Source organism: Mangrovibacter sp. MFB070 (assembly GCF_000705335.1).
Classification (GTDB): domain Bacteria; phylum Pseudomonadota; class Gammaproteobacteria; order Enterobacterales; family Enterobacteriaceae; genus Mangrovibacter; species Mangrovibacter plantisponsor.
Genome location: NZ_JJMI01000019.1, coordinates 47170 through 61213 on the forward strand (window position 1 = coordinate 47170; position 14044 = coordinate 61213).

At 53.1% G+C, this 14044-nt stretch carries 10 protein-coding genes; 3 read left to right on the top strand and 7 right to left on the bottom strand.

Features of this window, described 5'->3' with window-relative positions; translation table 11 throughout:
• Positions 1 to 34: 34 nt before the first annotated feature.
• Both erpA and clcA read right to left on the bottom strand, forming a co-directional pair.
• The gene (erpA, locus tag DT73_RS06850) at positions 35 to 379 is read right to left on the bottom strand and encodes an iron-sulfur cluster insertion protein ErpA (protein ID WP_036106861.1); all 345 of its coding nucleotides are present in this window, start codon (positions 377 to 379) and stop codon (positions 35 to 37) included.
• A 135-nt stretch (positions 380 to 514) separates the two neighbouring features.
• Positions 515 to 1936 carry a H(+)/Cl(-) exchange transporter ClcA gene (clcA, locus tag DT73_RS06855; RefSeq protein ID WP_036106052.1) on the bottom strand — a complete coding sequence of 474 codons (1422 nt, stop codon included), beginning with the start codon at positions 1934 to 1936 and terminating at the stop codon, positions 515 to 517.
• A gap of 177 nt (positions 1937 to 2113) precedes the next feature.
• Here clcA and hemL point away from each other — a divergent pair, with 177 nt between their 5' ends.
• A complete protein-coding gene (hemL, locus tag DT73_RS06860; RefSeq protein WP_036106054.1) occupies positions 2114 to 3397 on the top strand; it encodes a glutamate-1-semialdehyde 2,1-aminomutase in 1284 nt (427 codons plus the stop codon).
• A 72-nt stretch (positions 3398 to 3469) separates the two neighbouring features.
• Here hemL and fhuB read toward each other — a convergent pair whose 3' ends face one another.
• The 5 genes from fhuB to hrpB form a co-directional block, all read right to left on the bottom strand.
• Complete coding sequence (fhuB, locus tag DT73_RS06865; RefSeq protein WP_051691292.1) at positions 3470 to 5449, bottom strand: Fe(3+)-hydroxamate ABC transporter permease FhuB; 1980 nt, start codon at positions 5447 to 5449, stop codon at positions 3470 to 3472.
• Positions 5449 to 6342, bottom strand: a complete 894-nt coding sequence (gene fhuD, locus DT73_RS06870; protein ID WP_036106057.1) for a Fe(3+)-hydroxamate ABC transporter substrate-binding protein FhuD — start codon at positions 6340 to 6342, stop codon at positions 5449 to 5451. The genes fhuB and fhuD overlap by 1 nt, the downstream gene beginning before the upstream one ends.
• Positions 6342 to 7142, bottom strand: a complete 801-nt coding sequence (fhuC, locus tag DT73_RS06875) for a Fe3+-hydroxamate ABC transporter ATP-binding protein FhuC (RefSeq protein ID WP_036106866.1) — start codon at positions 7140 to 7142, stop codon at positions 6342 to 6344. Before fhuC ends, fhuD begins: the two co-directional genes overlap by 1 nt.
• 319 nt (positions 7143 to 7461) lie before the next feature.
• Positions 7462 to 10014, bottom strand: a complete 2553-nt coding sequence (gene mrcB / locus DT73_RS06880; protein ID WP_036106060.1) for a bifunctional glycosyl transferase/transpeptidase — start codon at positions 10012 to 10014, stop codon at positions 7462 to 7464.
• 100 nt (positions 10015 to 10114) lie between these two features.
• Positions 10115 to 12562: an ATP-dependent helicase HrpB gene (gene hrpB, locus DT73_RS06885; RefSeq protein ID WP_036106063.1), complete on the bottom strand. Its 2448-nt coding sequence runs from the start codon at positions 12560 to 12562 to the stop codon at positions 10115 to 10117.
• Between the two features lie 96 nt (positions 12563 to 12658).
• Here hrpB and thpR point away from each other — a divergent pair, with 96 nt between their 5' ends.
• Together thpR and sfsA are read left to right on the top strand one after the other, a co-directional pair.
• Positions 12659 to 13198 carry an RNA 2',3'-cyclic phosphodiesterase gene (gene thpR, locus DT73_RS06890; RefSeq protein ID WP_036106064.1) on the top strand — a complete coding sequence of 180 codons (540 nt, stop codon included), beginning with the start codon at positions 12659 to 12661 and terminating at the stop codon, positions 13196 to 13198.
• Positions 13198 to 13902 carry a DNA/RNA nuclease SfsA gene (gene sfsA / locus DT73_RS06895; protein WP_036106067.1) on the top strand — a complete coding sequence of 235 codons (705 nt, stop codon included), beginning with the start codon at positions 13198 to 13200 and terminating at the stop codon, positions 13900 to 13902. Before thpR ends, sfsA begins: the two co-directional genes overlap by 1 nt.
• Positions 13903 to 14044 lie beyond the last annotated feature (142 nt).

A 14044-nucleotide genomic window follows, 5' to 3' on the forward strand; every position in this document is an offset into this window, starting at 1 on the left:
TGCACGGCGCCAGGCGAAACATCACAAAGGCTGGTCAGATACTGAAAGAAGAACCACAGCCACAGGTGCTTTTCGCATTGGGGTTATTCACCACAAAACGGGAACCTTCAAGCCCTTCGGTATAGTCTACCGCTCCACCTACCAGATACTGCAGGCTCATTGGGTCAACAACCAGTGCCACACCCTGTTTTTCGATGGTCATATCACCTTCGTTAATTTGATCATCAAAGGTGAAGCCATACTGGAATCCACTACAACCACCGCCAGTAATATATACACGCAACTTCAGATTCGGGTTCTCTTCATCCGCGATCAGACTTTTTACTTTATTAGCGGCTGCATCAGTAAACTGCAACGGCAACGCGACATCATCACTCATTTTCTGCTCCCAACGAAGAAACAACTCACGCAAGGCATGCCCACAAACAGGCCTGCCAGACAGCACAATACCCGGTGGATACACCTGCCCTGCGCCAGTACTTATTGGTGATTATCTAATACCCTGGTGAATCGTTCAAGTATTCTCCAGCGAAGCGGCCTGGGGTTGAGCGGTTTTCTGCTGCGCATCCTGTTTAGCTAATGTACGCGCCAGAATAGAAGAATACAGCGGTTTTCCGCCTAAGAATTGTGCTAATAGCGTAGCGCCGAGACAGGTGATAATCATTGGCAAAATGAGCTGATAATTATCGGTCATTTCCAGTACCAGAACGATACCAGTCAACGGCGCACGCACAGAAGCAGCAAACAGCGCCCCCATTCCTGCAATAGCAAATGTACCTGCTTCCAGATGATACCCGGGGAACCAGGCAGTACAGGCCATACCGTATGCGGTGCCAAAAAGTGTGCCCAACGCAAGCATTGGTGCAAAAATCCCGCCAGGTGCACCAGAACTAAAACACAGCAAGGTAGTAATAATGCGCGCAATAAAGATAAATAACAGTGTCCCTACCGCATAGTTCCCGGCTGCAGCAATAGGGATTAAATTAAAGCCACCACCAGCAGCTTCCGGTTCAATAAACCCTAAAACCCCGCATATACCACCCAAAATCCCACCGATCAGTACCCATTTTTTGGTCTCGCCGCCGTGCAGGCGTTGGAACATATCCTGGGTACGAAAAATAAGTGAGTTAAAAATCGGGCCGACAATCCCAAAAATCATACCGAGGATCAGATACAGCCATAACGTATTGACTGGCGCCACGCTGAGCTTGCCCACTTCTATCACCGATACTTCACCATTGAAGTAACGGAAAACAATCGTGGACATAATCACACCAATAAACACGGCCTTAATAGAAATCAGGCTGTAGCGAAATTGTGGGCGCATCTCTTCAATAATGAATAATATGCCTGCCAGTGGCGCATTAAACGCCGCAGACAGCCCGGCAGCCGCCCCGGTTGCCAGCAATGTATGGCGGGATTCCGCGCCACGAATACGAAATATATCGAGCACCATACGCCCGATATTCCCCCCCAGTTGCACGGTTGGCCCTTCACGCCCAAGCACCATACCGGCCCCAAGGGTGCCCATCCCACCAATAAACTTCACTGGAATAACTCGCCACCAGCGGACCGGGCGTAACTCCTCCAGCGCACCTTCAATTTCCGGAATGCCTGAACCACCCGCTTCCTGGGCAAAACGGCGAACCAGCCAATACCCCACCATTGCCAGTAGTGCAGAGGCAATAAATGCCAGCGGCCACACCAAAAAATGGGAATCAGCAAAGTTGAGTAGCATGCTCATTCGGTAATGTAATACCCAATTAACAGCTTTCTCAAAACCTACTCCGGCAAGACCTGCCAGGGTTCCTACAACAGCGGCCATAATAAGAACTGCCAGTGGCGTTTTGTCTCGCCTTACCAGCCGGCGAACCATGTCGCCACGCCGTAACCGAATAATCTGCTGTGCTTCAAAAGAAGGTGTTTCAGGTTTCATGAGTTATCAGTGCGATTAGTAATACAAATGAGGCAGCATTCTACCTGCCCCGCTCGGGTTAGTCCTGTCCGAAATCAATACATAATGTGTTGTTTCAATCGGGCAAAACTTTCATAACGTTTACCGAATCACTTAGAATGACCCGCACGCTTACATATACCCCTCAGGAGTCCATTGATGAGTAAGTCAGAAAACTTGTATGCCACCGCCAGAGAATTGATCCCTGGTGGCGTCAATTCCCCCGTCCGCGCATTTACAGGCGTCGGCGGCGTACCGCTATTTATCGAACGTGCTGACGGGGCCAGACTCTACGACGCCGATGGCAAAGCCTATATTGACTACGTGGGTTCCTGGGGGCCAATGGTGCTTGGCCATAATCACCCGGCTATCCGTAATGCGGTGATCGAAGCCGCTCAACGTGGATTGAGCTTTGGTGCACCAACTGAAATGGAAGTTAAGATGGCGCAACTGGTGACTGAGTTAGTGCCAACCATGGATATGGTTCGTATGGTCAACTCAGGTACGGAAGCAACTATGAGTGCTATCCGCCTTGCACGAGGGTACACCGGACGCGACAAGCTAATCAAGTTTGAAGGTTGTTATCATGGCCACGCAGACTGCCTGCTGGTGAAAGCAGGCTCAGGCGCACTCACCCTCGGGCAGCCTAATTCCCCTGGTGTGCCGGCTGATTTTGCCCGCCATACACTGACCTGCACCTATAACTCGCTGGATTCAGTACGTGCGACATTCGAACAATACCCGGAAGAGATCGCCTGCATTATTGTTGAGCCTGTCGCTGGCAATATGAACTGTGTTCCGCCTCTGCCTGAGTTTTTACCAGGCCTGCGCGCACTGTGCGATGAGTTTGGTGCATTGCTGATAATTGATGAGGTGATGACAGGTTTCCGTGTCGCACTGGCGGGCGCTCAGTCTTACTACAATGTTGAACCAGACTTAACCTGCCTGGGTAAAATCATTGGCGGCGGTATGCCGGTAGGTGCATTTGGTGGGCGGCGAGAAATCATGGAAGCACTGGCGCCAACTGGCCCGGTGTACCAGGCCGGTACCCTTTCCGGTAACCCAATTGCAATGGCGGCGGGTTATGCCTGCCTGACCGAAGTAGCGCAACCTGGTGTACATGCCACGCTGGACGCCTTAACCACACAACTGGCTGAAGGCCTCAAAGAGGCCGCAGACCAGGCTGGAATTCCTTTCGTGGTAAACCATGTGGGAGGCATGTTTGGCCTGTTCTTCACCGATGCGCCCGCTGTCACCTGCTACCAGGATGTTATGGCCTGTGATGTTGAGCGGTTTAAACGCTTCTTCCACCTGATGCTTGAAGGCGGGGTTTACCTGGCGCCGTCTGCATTTGAGGCTGGTTTTATGTCTGTGGCTCACACACCGGAAGACATTAACGCCACGATTGATGTTGCCCGTAATGTATTTGCGCAACTCGCCTGATACCAGGCTCAGGTAAACAATAAAGTAAGCGTGTAAAGGCGGCCAGGTTCACTGACCTGGCCGTCTCACAAGTCAGTGCGTTTGCTTACGCAACAAGTAAACAAAATAGGGTGCGCCGATAAAAGTGGCGAGCAACCCGGCAGGTACCTGGTATGGGAACAATAACATCCGGCCCAGCCAGTCAGCAGACATCATCAACAACCCACCTAACAGCGCTGCAATGACCAGTTGCGGGAATGTTCTGCGAAACCCCATCATACGGGTGATATGTGGGGCCATCAGCCCAACAAAACTTAGTGGCCCGATGGTCAGCGTTGCGGCGGCAGTCAGCGCGGCGGCTAACAACAGTAAACCAATGCGCACTGGTGTCAGAGCCAGCCCTACCGAACGCGACATTTCACTTCCCAGCGGGAGTACAGTCAACCAGCGCCTGCACAGTGGCGTAACAGCCAGAAGCACAACCATGATGACAGTTGCCCGGATGGCCTGCTCTGCAGAAACATTATAAGTTGAACCAGAAAGCCAGGTCAGAACCTGTGCCATACGCGGATCACCACTGGCCTGTAGCATCATCAGTAGCATAGTAAATGCGGTACTGAGCGCCATCCCGGCCAGTAGCATGCGTTGCGGAGAAAACCCGCCTTTGCCGGCCACCAACAAAATCACCACCAGTGTAGCCGCAGCCCCCAGGCACCCGGCGGGCAGCAACCAGGCAAACGCATCACCGGGAACAAAGAACAGCATTAACACTACGCCGAATGCAGCCCCGGAGCTGATACCCAGAACCTCCGGGCTTGCCATGCCATTCCCAGTGAGGCGCTGTATAATGCACCCGGCGACCGCCAGCATACACCCAGCACTCAGGGCAGATAGCACTCGCGGCCAGCGCCAGAACAGCAGCGAGTCCAGCTCATGCCCGGTGGCAAAGAACCAACCATGGCTGTCGCGCCCCAGTGATAACGCCACCCCCGCCAGTAATAACAAGATGCCTGCGCCAACCAGAGCGAACCACACCACATGCTGGCGCTCCGGGGTCACACTGTCGCCCTGAGCCAAAGACGGTGCGTTCAGTGAACGCAGGCGCGGCAGCAACCATAATAACAATGGCGCACCAATTAACGACGTAATGGTACCGGTTGAGATTTCACGCCACTCCCGGGTCAATAACACAACGACCTGGTCAGATAGCCACAGAATCAGCGCGCCAATGACCGGGGCAAGCAACAAACGGCTGGTCAGCCTGCGGGCACCCAACAGTTTTGCCAGGAGCGGAGCAAACAGCCCAATAAAGCCAATAATCCCTACCGCGTTGACCAGCATTGCACTGATGCCTATCGCCAGGATAAGCGTGGCAAAACGAGCCAGTGACAACATCAGCCCCAAATTACGGGCAACGCCATCATCCAGCCCCAACAAAGTTAATGGGCGTAGCAAGAGCACGGTCATCAGTACACCGAAAACCAGTACCGGCCATAACCGGGTAACCCCCAGCCAGTCCGTCTGATTCAGTGCGCCCGTGCTCCACAAAAACATGCTTTGTAACTGGTCATGGTGAAAAATCACCAGGAGCTGGTTCACCGCACCGCAATACAGGCTGACCACCAACCCGGCAAGAATGAGCGTAACAGGTGACAGGCGTTTGCCCCAGGCAACGCCAAAGACCAGCCCGCCCACCACGCAGGCACCAAACAGTGCGGAAAATTGCTGAGCCAGCACCCCACCAGGTAAAACCCACAAGGTGGACACCGTAATGCCCAATTGCGCCCCGGTCGCCACCCCTAATGTGGTGGGTTCAGCCAGTGGGTTGCGCAGCACCTGCTGGAATAACACCCCAACCAGCCCCAACCCGGCACCGACCATCAGCGACATCACCAGGCGAGGTAATGCGCTGTAGTGGAATAACATCTGGTTGACTGCATCAAATGAGGGCGACCAGAATGCGGCAGACCAGTCAGTAAAAGGCAATAAAGACTGTAAATTAAACACAGTCAGCCCTGTGCCACACAGCAGAATGGCAGCAAACACGCCAAGTGAAATATGCACAGTACGCATCACTTTTTCTCCCCCAGCGTTTGGCTCAGAACACGGCCAAAATGCATGGCTGAGAGTGTGGCGCCATAAAACCAGACAGCCGGAACACGATGAAAGCGGTTCTGGCGCACAAAGGGCATCGACTGCCATAAAGGCGTATTGATAATGGCCTGCTCTGTGGCATCGTCACCATGTCCGAAACACAATACGTCCGCATCGCGGATATCAGCCAGGCGTTCAATACCAACAATCGCACTGCCCCAGAAAGTCATCTCGCCATGCCAGGCATTTTCAATACCCAGTGGGTCCATCACTTGTTGGAATAAGCTGTTATTACCCAGCACTAAAGCGTGGTGGGACTCAAGCAAACTCATCAGTAATATTGGGCGTTTCCCCCGGTGCGCAAAGCCCGGTTTCAGGCCATTGATAAACTGATCGTATTCCTTGAGGTGGGTTTGCGCCGCCTGTTGCATATCGAGCAACTCAGCCATTTGCACTAAAGAGTGGCGAGCCATATCCAGAGGGCGTTTACCATCGGTGAAGGTGAAACCCTGCCCGGGAGCAATACGGGCCAGCTTCGTCGCTGCCGGGCCATAACCAGCAGACCAGACAATCAGTGACGGTTTTATACTTGCCAGTAATTCAAGGTTCGGCTCAGTACGTAACCCTAAATCAATCACCGAGTCTGGCAATGACGGCTCATTGACCCAACGGCGATAATTGGGAATATCCGCCACACCGTAAGGGGTAACACCCAGTGCAATCAACAACTCAACCGGTAGCCACTCCAGTGCGGCAACACGGTGCGGATTGATTCGTGCCGCCAGTGCATTCTGCGATTTCAACCATAACGGCGATGAAGCCATTAGCGTGAGTAACTGACGGCGGGATAAAGAAGGCGATAAAGATTTCATCAGCAAACAAAACTCACTGGCGCACCACCCGCCGGGTGAGACAAGGTTCCCATAGGAATACCGTAGATCATGGACAGCGTTTCAGGTTGCATGATGTGTTCAGGTTCCCCCTGAGCAATCATCTGCCCACCGCGCAGTGCGACTAAATAGTCGCAATACCTGGCCGCCATATTGATGTCATGCAGCACCGCAATCACGGTTAAACCACGTTGTTCACTGAGCCGGTGAATCAGTGCCAGCACTTCAACCTGGTGAGCAATATCCAGCGCAGAGGTGGGTTCATCAAGCAGCAAACACTGGCTGTTTTGCGCCACCATCATCGCTATCCATGCCCGCTGGCGTTCACCACCAGACAAGCTGTCTACCAGGCGTTGAGCAAAGGGTTTCAAGCCAACCAGGGCAATTGCGTCTTCAACATGTTGCCGGTCTTCGGCACTAAAGCGCCCTAATGCGCCATGCCAGGGGTAACGCCCAATAGCAACCAGTTCCCGAACGGTCATCCCTTCCGCTGCTGGCAGTTGTTGTGGCAAATATGCAACACGCCGCGCACAGGCTTTACTGTTCCATGTTTCCAGTGGCGCATTACCCAGTGTTATTTGCCCTTCACTCGGTGTTTGGTGGCGCCCTAACATTTTCAACAATGTTGATTTTCCAGAGCCATTGTGGCCTATCAGGCCAGTAACTTTGCCTTCAGGAAAAGCCAGACTCAGAGGGTGAAGTAATGTACGCCCGGGTACCCGAAACGTAACATTATCAAGGCGGAAAGTGATAGGAGTTGTAGTGTTCTGTGTATCCTGCATGGTGCCAACGTCGCCCTGGCGGTGTGTGAATTGAAAAAACCGGTGCAGCAGCACCCGGTAACATAATGAATTCCCGTTGAATATTACGATCCCGGCAGGTGGAAACAGGAACGTAAACGAGAATAATTATTATAATCGATGAATGATATGCGAACTGGGCGGCATGAAGCAAGCCTGAATGGCAGGTTTACGTATTGTCAGATATTTCCATCTGACCGTATTGCTTTCTTAATGTTTGGGAAGATATTGCCCCTGTTTGGCGACGGCTTCCCTCTGGTTAAGATGGGGAAACAGTACGCCATTCACAGGGGCTGTACGGTTAATTACTGCCGAACATATCTTTTATCCAGCCCGCCACACCATCACTCTTCTCTTGTTGTTGAGGCTGTTGCTGCTGCTGTTGCGGTTGTTGAGACGGCTGCCCTTGCTGCTGGCCATCTGCCGCAGGTGGTTGCTGAGACATTGGCTGAGACTGCTGGCACAACACAGACGGGTCGGTGGTCCACACCGGCAATGTACGCACACCACCACCGTTGCACTGGAACTGCCCCATATCGTCCACACTCATGTCGACAACGTCTTCCGGAGGTACCAAATCCAGTGGCATTGGCGATTCATTAGTAAGATAGCGCTGATACAGAGTCATTGCCCCACTCGAACCATAGAAACGTGTTGGCTGATTATTATCGCGGCCAAGCCAGGTAATCACGACCTCACGGCCATCAATCCCCGCAAACCAGCTATCTACCAGATTGTTCGTAGTCCCGGTTTTACCGGCCAAATGCAGTTTCGGGAACTTCACACTCAGCGCATGGCCGGTACCACGGCTAACCACCTGTTGCATGGTGTAGAGCGTCAGATAGGCAGCCTGAGCCGGCACAGCCCGTTCCGCCTGCGGGAAGCTTTGGTACAGCACGGTACCATCTTCACCAATCACTGAACGCAATACGGATAATGTCGCCCGGTTTCCGCCACTGGCAATCGTCTGGAAAGCCTGTGCAACTTCAATCGGGGTAAGGTTCAATGCACCCAGCAACATCGCGGGCACTGGCGTCAGTTGGTCTTTGGAGACACCCAGTTTTTGCCAGGTATCAACAATAGAAGACAGGCCCAGCGTCATACCCAGGTTAACCGTCGGCACGTTCATTGAACGAGTAAGCGCATCCACCAGCATCACCTGCCCACTGAAGCGCTTATCGTCGTTTTGCGGCGACCAGGTTTGGCCATTGGATAAACGCAAAGTAATAGGCGCATCAGCAATCCAGGTATTCAGGCGATACTGATTAGGCTGGCTCAGTGCTGTCAGGTATGTTGCTGGTTTTGCCAAAGAACCAATAGAGCGGCGTGCCTGCAGTGCACGGTTATACCCGGCAAACTGAGGATTAGACCCACCGACAATCGCCCGAACTTCCCCGGTAAAACGGTCAACGACAACCATCGCCGTTTCCAGATCGCTCAATTTACGTTGCTTACGCAACTGCGGGATCCCTTCGGTAACCGCTTTTTCTGCGGCGTCCTGGGAAACCGGGTCAAACGTTGTGAAGATTTTCACCCCGGAAAGGTCTTTGATTTTATCGCCAAGTTTCTGCTGCAATTCCTGTTTAACCAGTTGCATAAACGCAGGCTGTGGCGAAATCACGCCACCACGCGGCTGCACACCGAGCGGGCGCGCACTTAGCGTGTCGTAGAGATCCTGGTCAATAACTTTCTGTTCCTGCAACAAGCGCAATACGATATTACGCCGTTCCAGGGCCAGTTTTGGCCGGCTCCATGGGTTATACAATGACGCCCCTTTCACCATACCAACCAGCAACGCCTGTTGATCCAGGCTCAGTTCTTCTACCGGGCGGCCAAAGTAATACAGGCTGGCCAGCGGGAAACCGCGAATCTCATTATTGCCACTCTGCCCCAGGTAAACTTCATTCAGGTAGAGTTCGAGAATACGGTCTTTGCTGTAGCGGGCATCCATAATCAGCGCCATATAGGCTTCATTGGCCTTACGCCACAAAGAACGCTCATTGGATAAAAACAGGTTTTTGACCAACTGCTGAGTCAGAGTACTCCCACCCTGAACGGCACGACCGGCGGTGATATTCGCGATAAACGCACGGCCAATGGAGTACAGGCTTATCCCGTCGTGTTCATAGAAATGCCGGTCTTCTGTAGCAATCAGCGTGTCCACCAGCAAGTCAGGGAAACCTGAGCGTTTCACAAACAAACGTTCTTCACCATTAGGCGAAGAAAGCATGGTTATCAAACGTGGGTCGAGGCGCAACAGGCCAAAGCTGCGGCCATTGTCCATATTCTGGATGGAATCAAGGTGGTCACCATCAAACACCAGGCGCGCCCGCACCTGACCTTCTTTGCCATCCGGGAAATCAAATGGACGGCGGATCATCTCAATACTATTCGCCTGGACGGTAAACTCACCAGGACGCGTCATCCGCGTCACCTGGCGGTATTGGGTTGCTTCCAGCAAATTGATCATCTCTTTTTTGCTGGTCGGCATATCCGGTTCCAGGCTTACCATGCGGCCGTAAACGGCTGCCGGTAATTGCCAGACCTGCCCGTCAATACGGCTGCGGATTTTCTGGTCGAGGTAAACCCCATATGCAGCGACAATCACTGCAAAAATAATGAACAGTTTTACCAGTAGCCACAGCAACCAGCGCTTTTTGCCGGGTGGGCTCTTTTTCTTACCTTTCCGTTTACTCGGCATGGGCTCCTCGTCTTCGTCCTCATACTCATCGTCGTAATCGTCGTAGTCGTCATCGTAATCATCATCACGATGCCCGCGACGGCTTGCTTTCGGTTTTGAAGGACGGCCAGATTTGGGTTTACGTCCGATTGGTTCGCGGTCATTCCCCGCCATGCTTTTTCTCCAAAAAACGCCAGGCGCAGGCGTTTGATTCTCATTGCTTGCGCCAATTCTGAAACAAGAAATCTCTCAAAAAAACAGATAACCGCCTGATTCAGACTGGCGGCTGGTACTTTTTCGTCCTGCGGGTCGGTGCGGTTGTCGCGGGTGAGTCCGGCCAGAGATGTTTGGGATAACGCCCTTTCATCTCTTTTTGAACCTCCCGATACGCCCCTTGCCAGAACCCGCCCAGATCACTGGTTACCTGTAACGGGCGCATTGCCGGTGAAAGCAGCTCCAGCGTTAGCGGAACACGGTTCTGTGCAATACACGGGGTCACGGCCTCGCCATACATTTCCTGCATTCTTACCGAGAGTATGGGGGGTTTATCGCTAAAATAACGAATGGCAACCCGACTCCCGGTGGGCACAGTGTAATGAGTTGGTAGCTCACTATCCAGACGTTGGCGTAATGACCAGTCCAGTAAATTGCAAAGAGCTTTAACTAAATCCACATTCTGCAAAGCCTGCCGAGAACTAACCTGTTGAATTTCAGGCGCCAGCCAGGTGTCGATAGTTGCCAATAATGCACTATCAGCCACACAAGGCCAGTTGTACTCAGGTAACCAGTTCGCCGCACAGGCAATTCGCACCCGCATTTGTTGTGATGCTTCTGTCCAGTTCAGGGCAGACAAGCCTTTATCACGTATGCCATTCAAAATCGCCTGAGTCATATCCGCCTGAGACGGTTTGGCAAGTGGCTGGCTCTTCACCACCAGCTCACCAATTTGCCAACGGCGAATTGCACGCAATGTTCCCTGATCTTCATGCCATTCAACGCTGTCGCGCACAGCAACCAGGTGCCCCATTTCTGCCTGCACAGCGTCAATATCCAGCGGCAGTGCCAGCAGGATACGGGCATCGGGTGACTGGTTGCCCTGTAACAAGCTCACAGCGACCAGCCAGTCATAGCGGTGCAGCGCATTATCCTGGCTCAGCATGGCACCCATACCATTCGCCAGTTGATAGCGCCCACTCTGCCCCCGGCGCCGGGCAATACGGTCAGCATAAGCTAAAGCCAACAACCGGGTTGCACAGTGGCTGTTCACTTCACCCGTTGGTGCTTTTTTGTGGATACGCTGTAACAATTGCCGGGCGCGTTGGTTCCACTGAGGCATATTGCGGTACAGCAAAGCATGCAAATCACCGTCACTGTTTCTTGGCGGCTCTTCTATAATTGCGACCATTTTTGCCGCAGTCGCGCGCTCATCAGCATCCCGAGCGTTAGCCAGCATTACACCGGCACGCGGCTCAATACCAAAGGCGGCAACCTGGCGCCCCAGCTCAGTGAGGCGCCACTGCGCATCCATAACACCTAGCTGTTGTAGTAAGGCTTGCGCTGCGGCTACTGCTGCCTGTGGAGGCGTATCCAGCCAGGTAAGTGCTGTAACATCATGGCAGCCCCATTGTGCAAGCTCCAGCAACAGCCCACTCATATCGCTGTGCAGGATATCAGGTTCACTTTGTAGTGGTGCTCTGTCTGCCTGTTCTTTACTGGTCAAATGGACACAGATACCCGGCTCAAGCCGCCCGGCGCGGCCAGCGCGTTGTGTCATGGAAGCCTGACTAATACGCAGCGTTTCCAGGCGGGTTAACCCGGTACGGATATCAAACCTGGCTGCGCGCTCCTGAGCGCTGTCCACCACCAGCCGGATACCTTCAATCGTCAGGCTGGTTTCAGCAATATTGGTTGCCAGCACCACCTTTCTAAACCCATCACCAGCGGGAAGAATCGCTTTGCGCTGTTCCGCCAGCGGTAATGCGCCATACAGAGGGCACAGCACCACATCATCACTGACCAGGGATGCCAACGCCTCCTGCACACGCTGAATTTCTCCAACACCGGGTAAAAACAATAACAAAGAACCTGTTTCTTCCCGTAATAACTGGTTCACCGCACGGGCAACAGCCACATCAAAAGGAATATGGCTTGCCAAAGACTGGTAGCGGCGTTCGACGGGGAAAGCACGCCCACACGAAACCACCACCGGCGCATCAGGTAAACAGGCACTCAGGCGTTCGTCGTCCAAAGTTGCCGACATAATCAGTACCCGCAGGTCGTCACGCAAACCCGTTTGAACATCCAGCAACAATGCCAGAGCCATATCGGCCTGGAGGCTGCGCTCGTGAAACTCGTCCAGAATGACCAGCGCCACGCCACTAAGCTCAGGATCCCGCTGAATCATGCGAGTGAGGATCCCTTCGGTTACGACTTCCAGCACGGTTCGCGGGCCTACGCAGGTTTGTGCCCGCATGCGGTAACCAACAGTCTCTCCCGGCTCTTCACCCAACAACTCAGCAAGACGCTGCGCGACATTGCGCGCGGCCAGCCTGCGAGGCTCCAGCAAAATAATCCGCCCTTTAGCACGAAAATGCGCCAATAGTTGCAGCGGTAGCCACGTCGATTTACCTGCACCGGTAGGTGCATTCAGCAAAACCTGTGGTGCCGAGTTCAGCGCACAAACCAGCTCATCCACAACTTCTGCAACAGGTAATAACGACACAGAGCACTCCAGGGGTTAACATAAAAAGAGCAGCATTGTAGGCTGTAAGCTGTGATTATGCACGGCCCGTAACTTTTACTACACCAGCAGACGACTATGCCTGAAACCAAACGGCTCTTTTTTGCCATTGCCCTGCCAGCCCCCCTGCAACAGGAAATTATTGACTGGCGCGCAACGCACTTCCCGGAAACAACCGGGCGGCCAGTTGCAGCAGCAAACCTTCATCTGACGCTGGCCTTTTTAGGTGATGTTACCTCTGAGAAACAACAAGTATTGATGCAACTGGCCCGCAGAATTCGCCAGGGTGCTTTTGCTCTGACACTGGATGACGCAGGGCTGTGGGTGCGCTCACAGGTGATTTGGCTGGGGACACGCAGCCCGGCGCGCGGGTTACTGTCACTGGCTGATATGCTGCGAGCACAAGCCGCGCGTAATGGCTGCTACCAAAGCCCGCAGCCATTCCATCCGCATATCACACTGTGGCGCAACGCAGCTCGCGATGCCCGGCTTCCTGCACCTGGTTTTCGCTGGTCTTTCACTGTCAGCAGTTTTGCACTCTACGAGTCGCAATTCGCCCGGGGCCGCACACGCTATACCCCACTGGCTGAATTTCCTCTTGAGCAACCGGAGAGTTAATGGATTTTTCCCCTGTATTACATTCCGCCACCCTGGTGCGCCGTTACAAACGTTTTCTGGCTGATGTTATTACTGAGCAGGGAGAAGCCCTGACACTGCATTGCCCCAATACCGGCGCAATGACCGGGTGCGGCAGCCCGGGCGACAAAGTCTGGTATTCCACCTCGGATAACCCGAAAAGGAAGTATGCCTGCACCTGGGAACTGACAGAAACCCGCAGTGGCGCTGTTATTTGTGTTAACACACAGCGTGCCAATCAACTCACAGAAGAAGCCTTGCGGGCTGGGTGTATTCCGGCCTTAACTGGCTATGAAAATATTAAGCGTGAAGTAAAATATGGGCACGAAAACAGCCGGTGCGACTTTATGTTACAGGCATGTAAACAGGTTAACTGCTATATTGAAGTTAAGTCTGTCACGCTCTCGGACGAGGGTCAGGGCTATTTTCCTGATGCAGTGACAACCCGTGGTCAAAAGCATTTGCGTGAACTGATAGCAATTGCGGAACAGGGGGAACGCGCGGTATTACTGTTTGCGGCGTTACACACTGCCATTACGTGTGTTTCTCCCGCCAGCCACATTGATGCGCCCTATGCGCAGTTGCTCAAAAAAGCACTGCACAGCGGCGTAGAAGTTTATGCCTGGGGGGCCTCAATCAGCCCTGAAAAAATGGTACTGAACCGCCCGCTCAATGTTGTGGTCTAACAGATTGTTTCGTGTCAGTATGTTGTTGGATAAATGCTGCGCGCGTGAATACGCTTTTCCTCACAGGGTTGTCAAGAGGTGTGTTTATATAATTGCTATCCGGAAAAGCTTCTGTTATTTATAGCGACCTGATTTTCCCCCG

Excerpts from the sequence above, each read along its gene's own strand:
- hemL (WP_036106054.1), top strand. The coding sequence starts at position 2,114 with ATGAGTAAGTCAGAAAACTTGTATGCCACCGCCAGAGAATTGATCCCT.
- mrcB (WP_036106060.1), bottom strand. The coding sequence starts at position 10,014 with ATGGCGGGGAATGACCGCGAACCAATCGGACGTAAACCCAAATCTGGC.
- thpR (WP_036106064.1), top strand. The coding sequence starts at position 12,659 with ATGCCTGAAACCAAACGGCTCTTTTTTGCCATTGCCCTGCCAGCCCCC.
- fhuC (WP_036106866.1), bottom strand. The coding sequence starts at position 7,142 with ATGCAGGATACACAGAACACTACAACTCCTATCACTTTCCGCCTTGAT.
- erpA (WP_036106861.1), bottom strand. The coding sequence starts at position 379 with ATGAGTGATGATGTCGCGTTGCCGTTGCAGTTTACTGATGCAGCCGCT.
- fhuB (WP_051691292.1), bottom strand. The coding sequence starts at position 5,449 with ATGCGTACTGTGCATATTTCACTTGGCGTGTTTGCTGCCATTCTGCTG.
- clcA (WP_036106052.1), bottom strand. The coding sequence starts at position 1,936 with ATGAAACCTGAAACACCTTCTTTTGAAGCACAGCAGATTATTCGGTTA.
- sfsA (WP_036106067.1), top strand. The coding sequence starts at position 13,198 with ATGGATTTTTCCCCTGTATTACATTCCGCCACCCTGGTGCGCCGTTAC.
- fhuD (WP_036106057.1), bottom strand. The coding sequence starts at position 6,342 with ATGAAATCTTTATCGCCTTCTTTATCCCGCCGTCAGTTACTCACGCTA.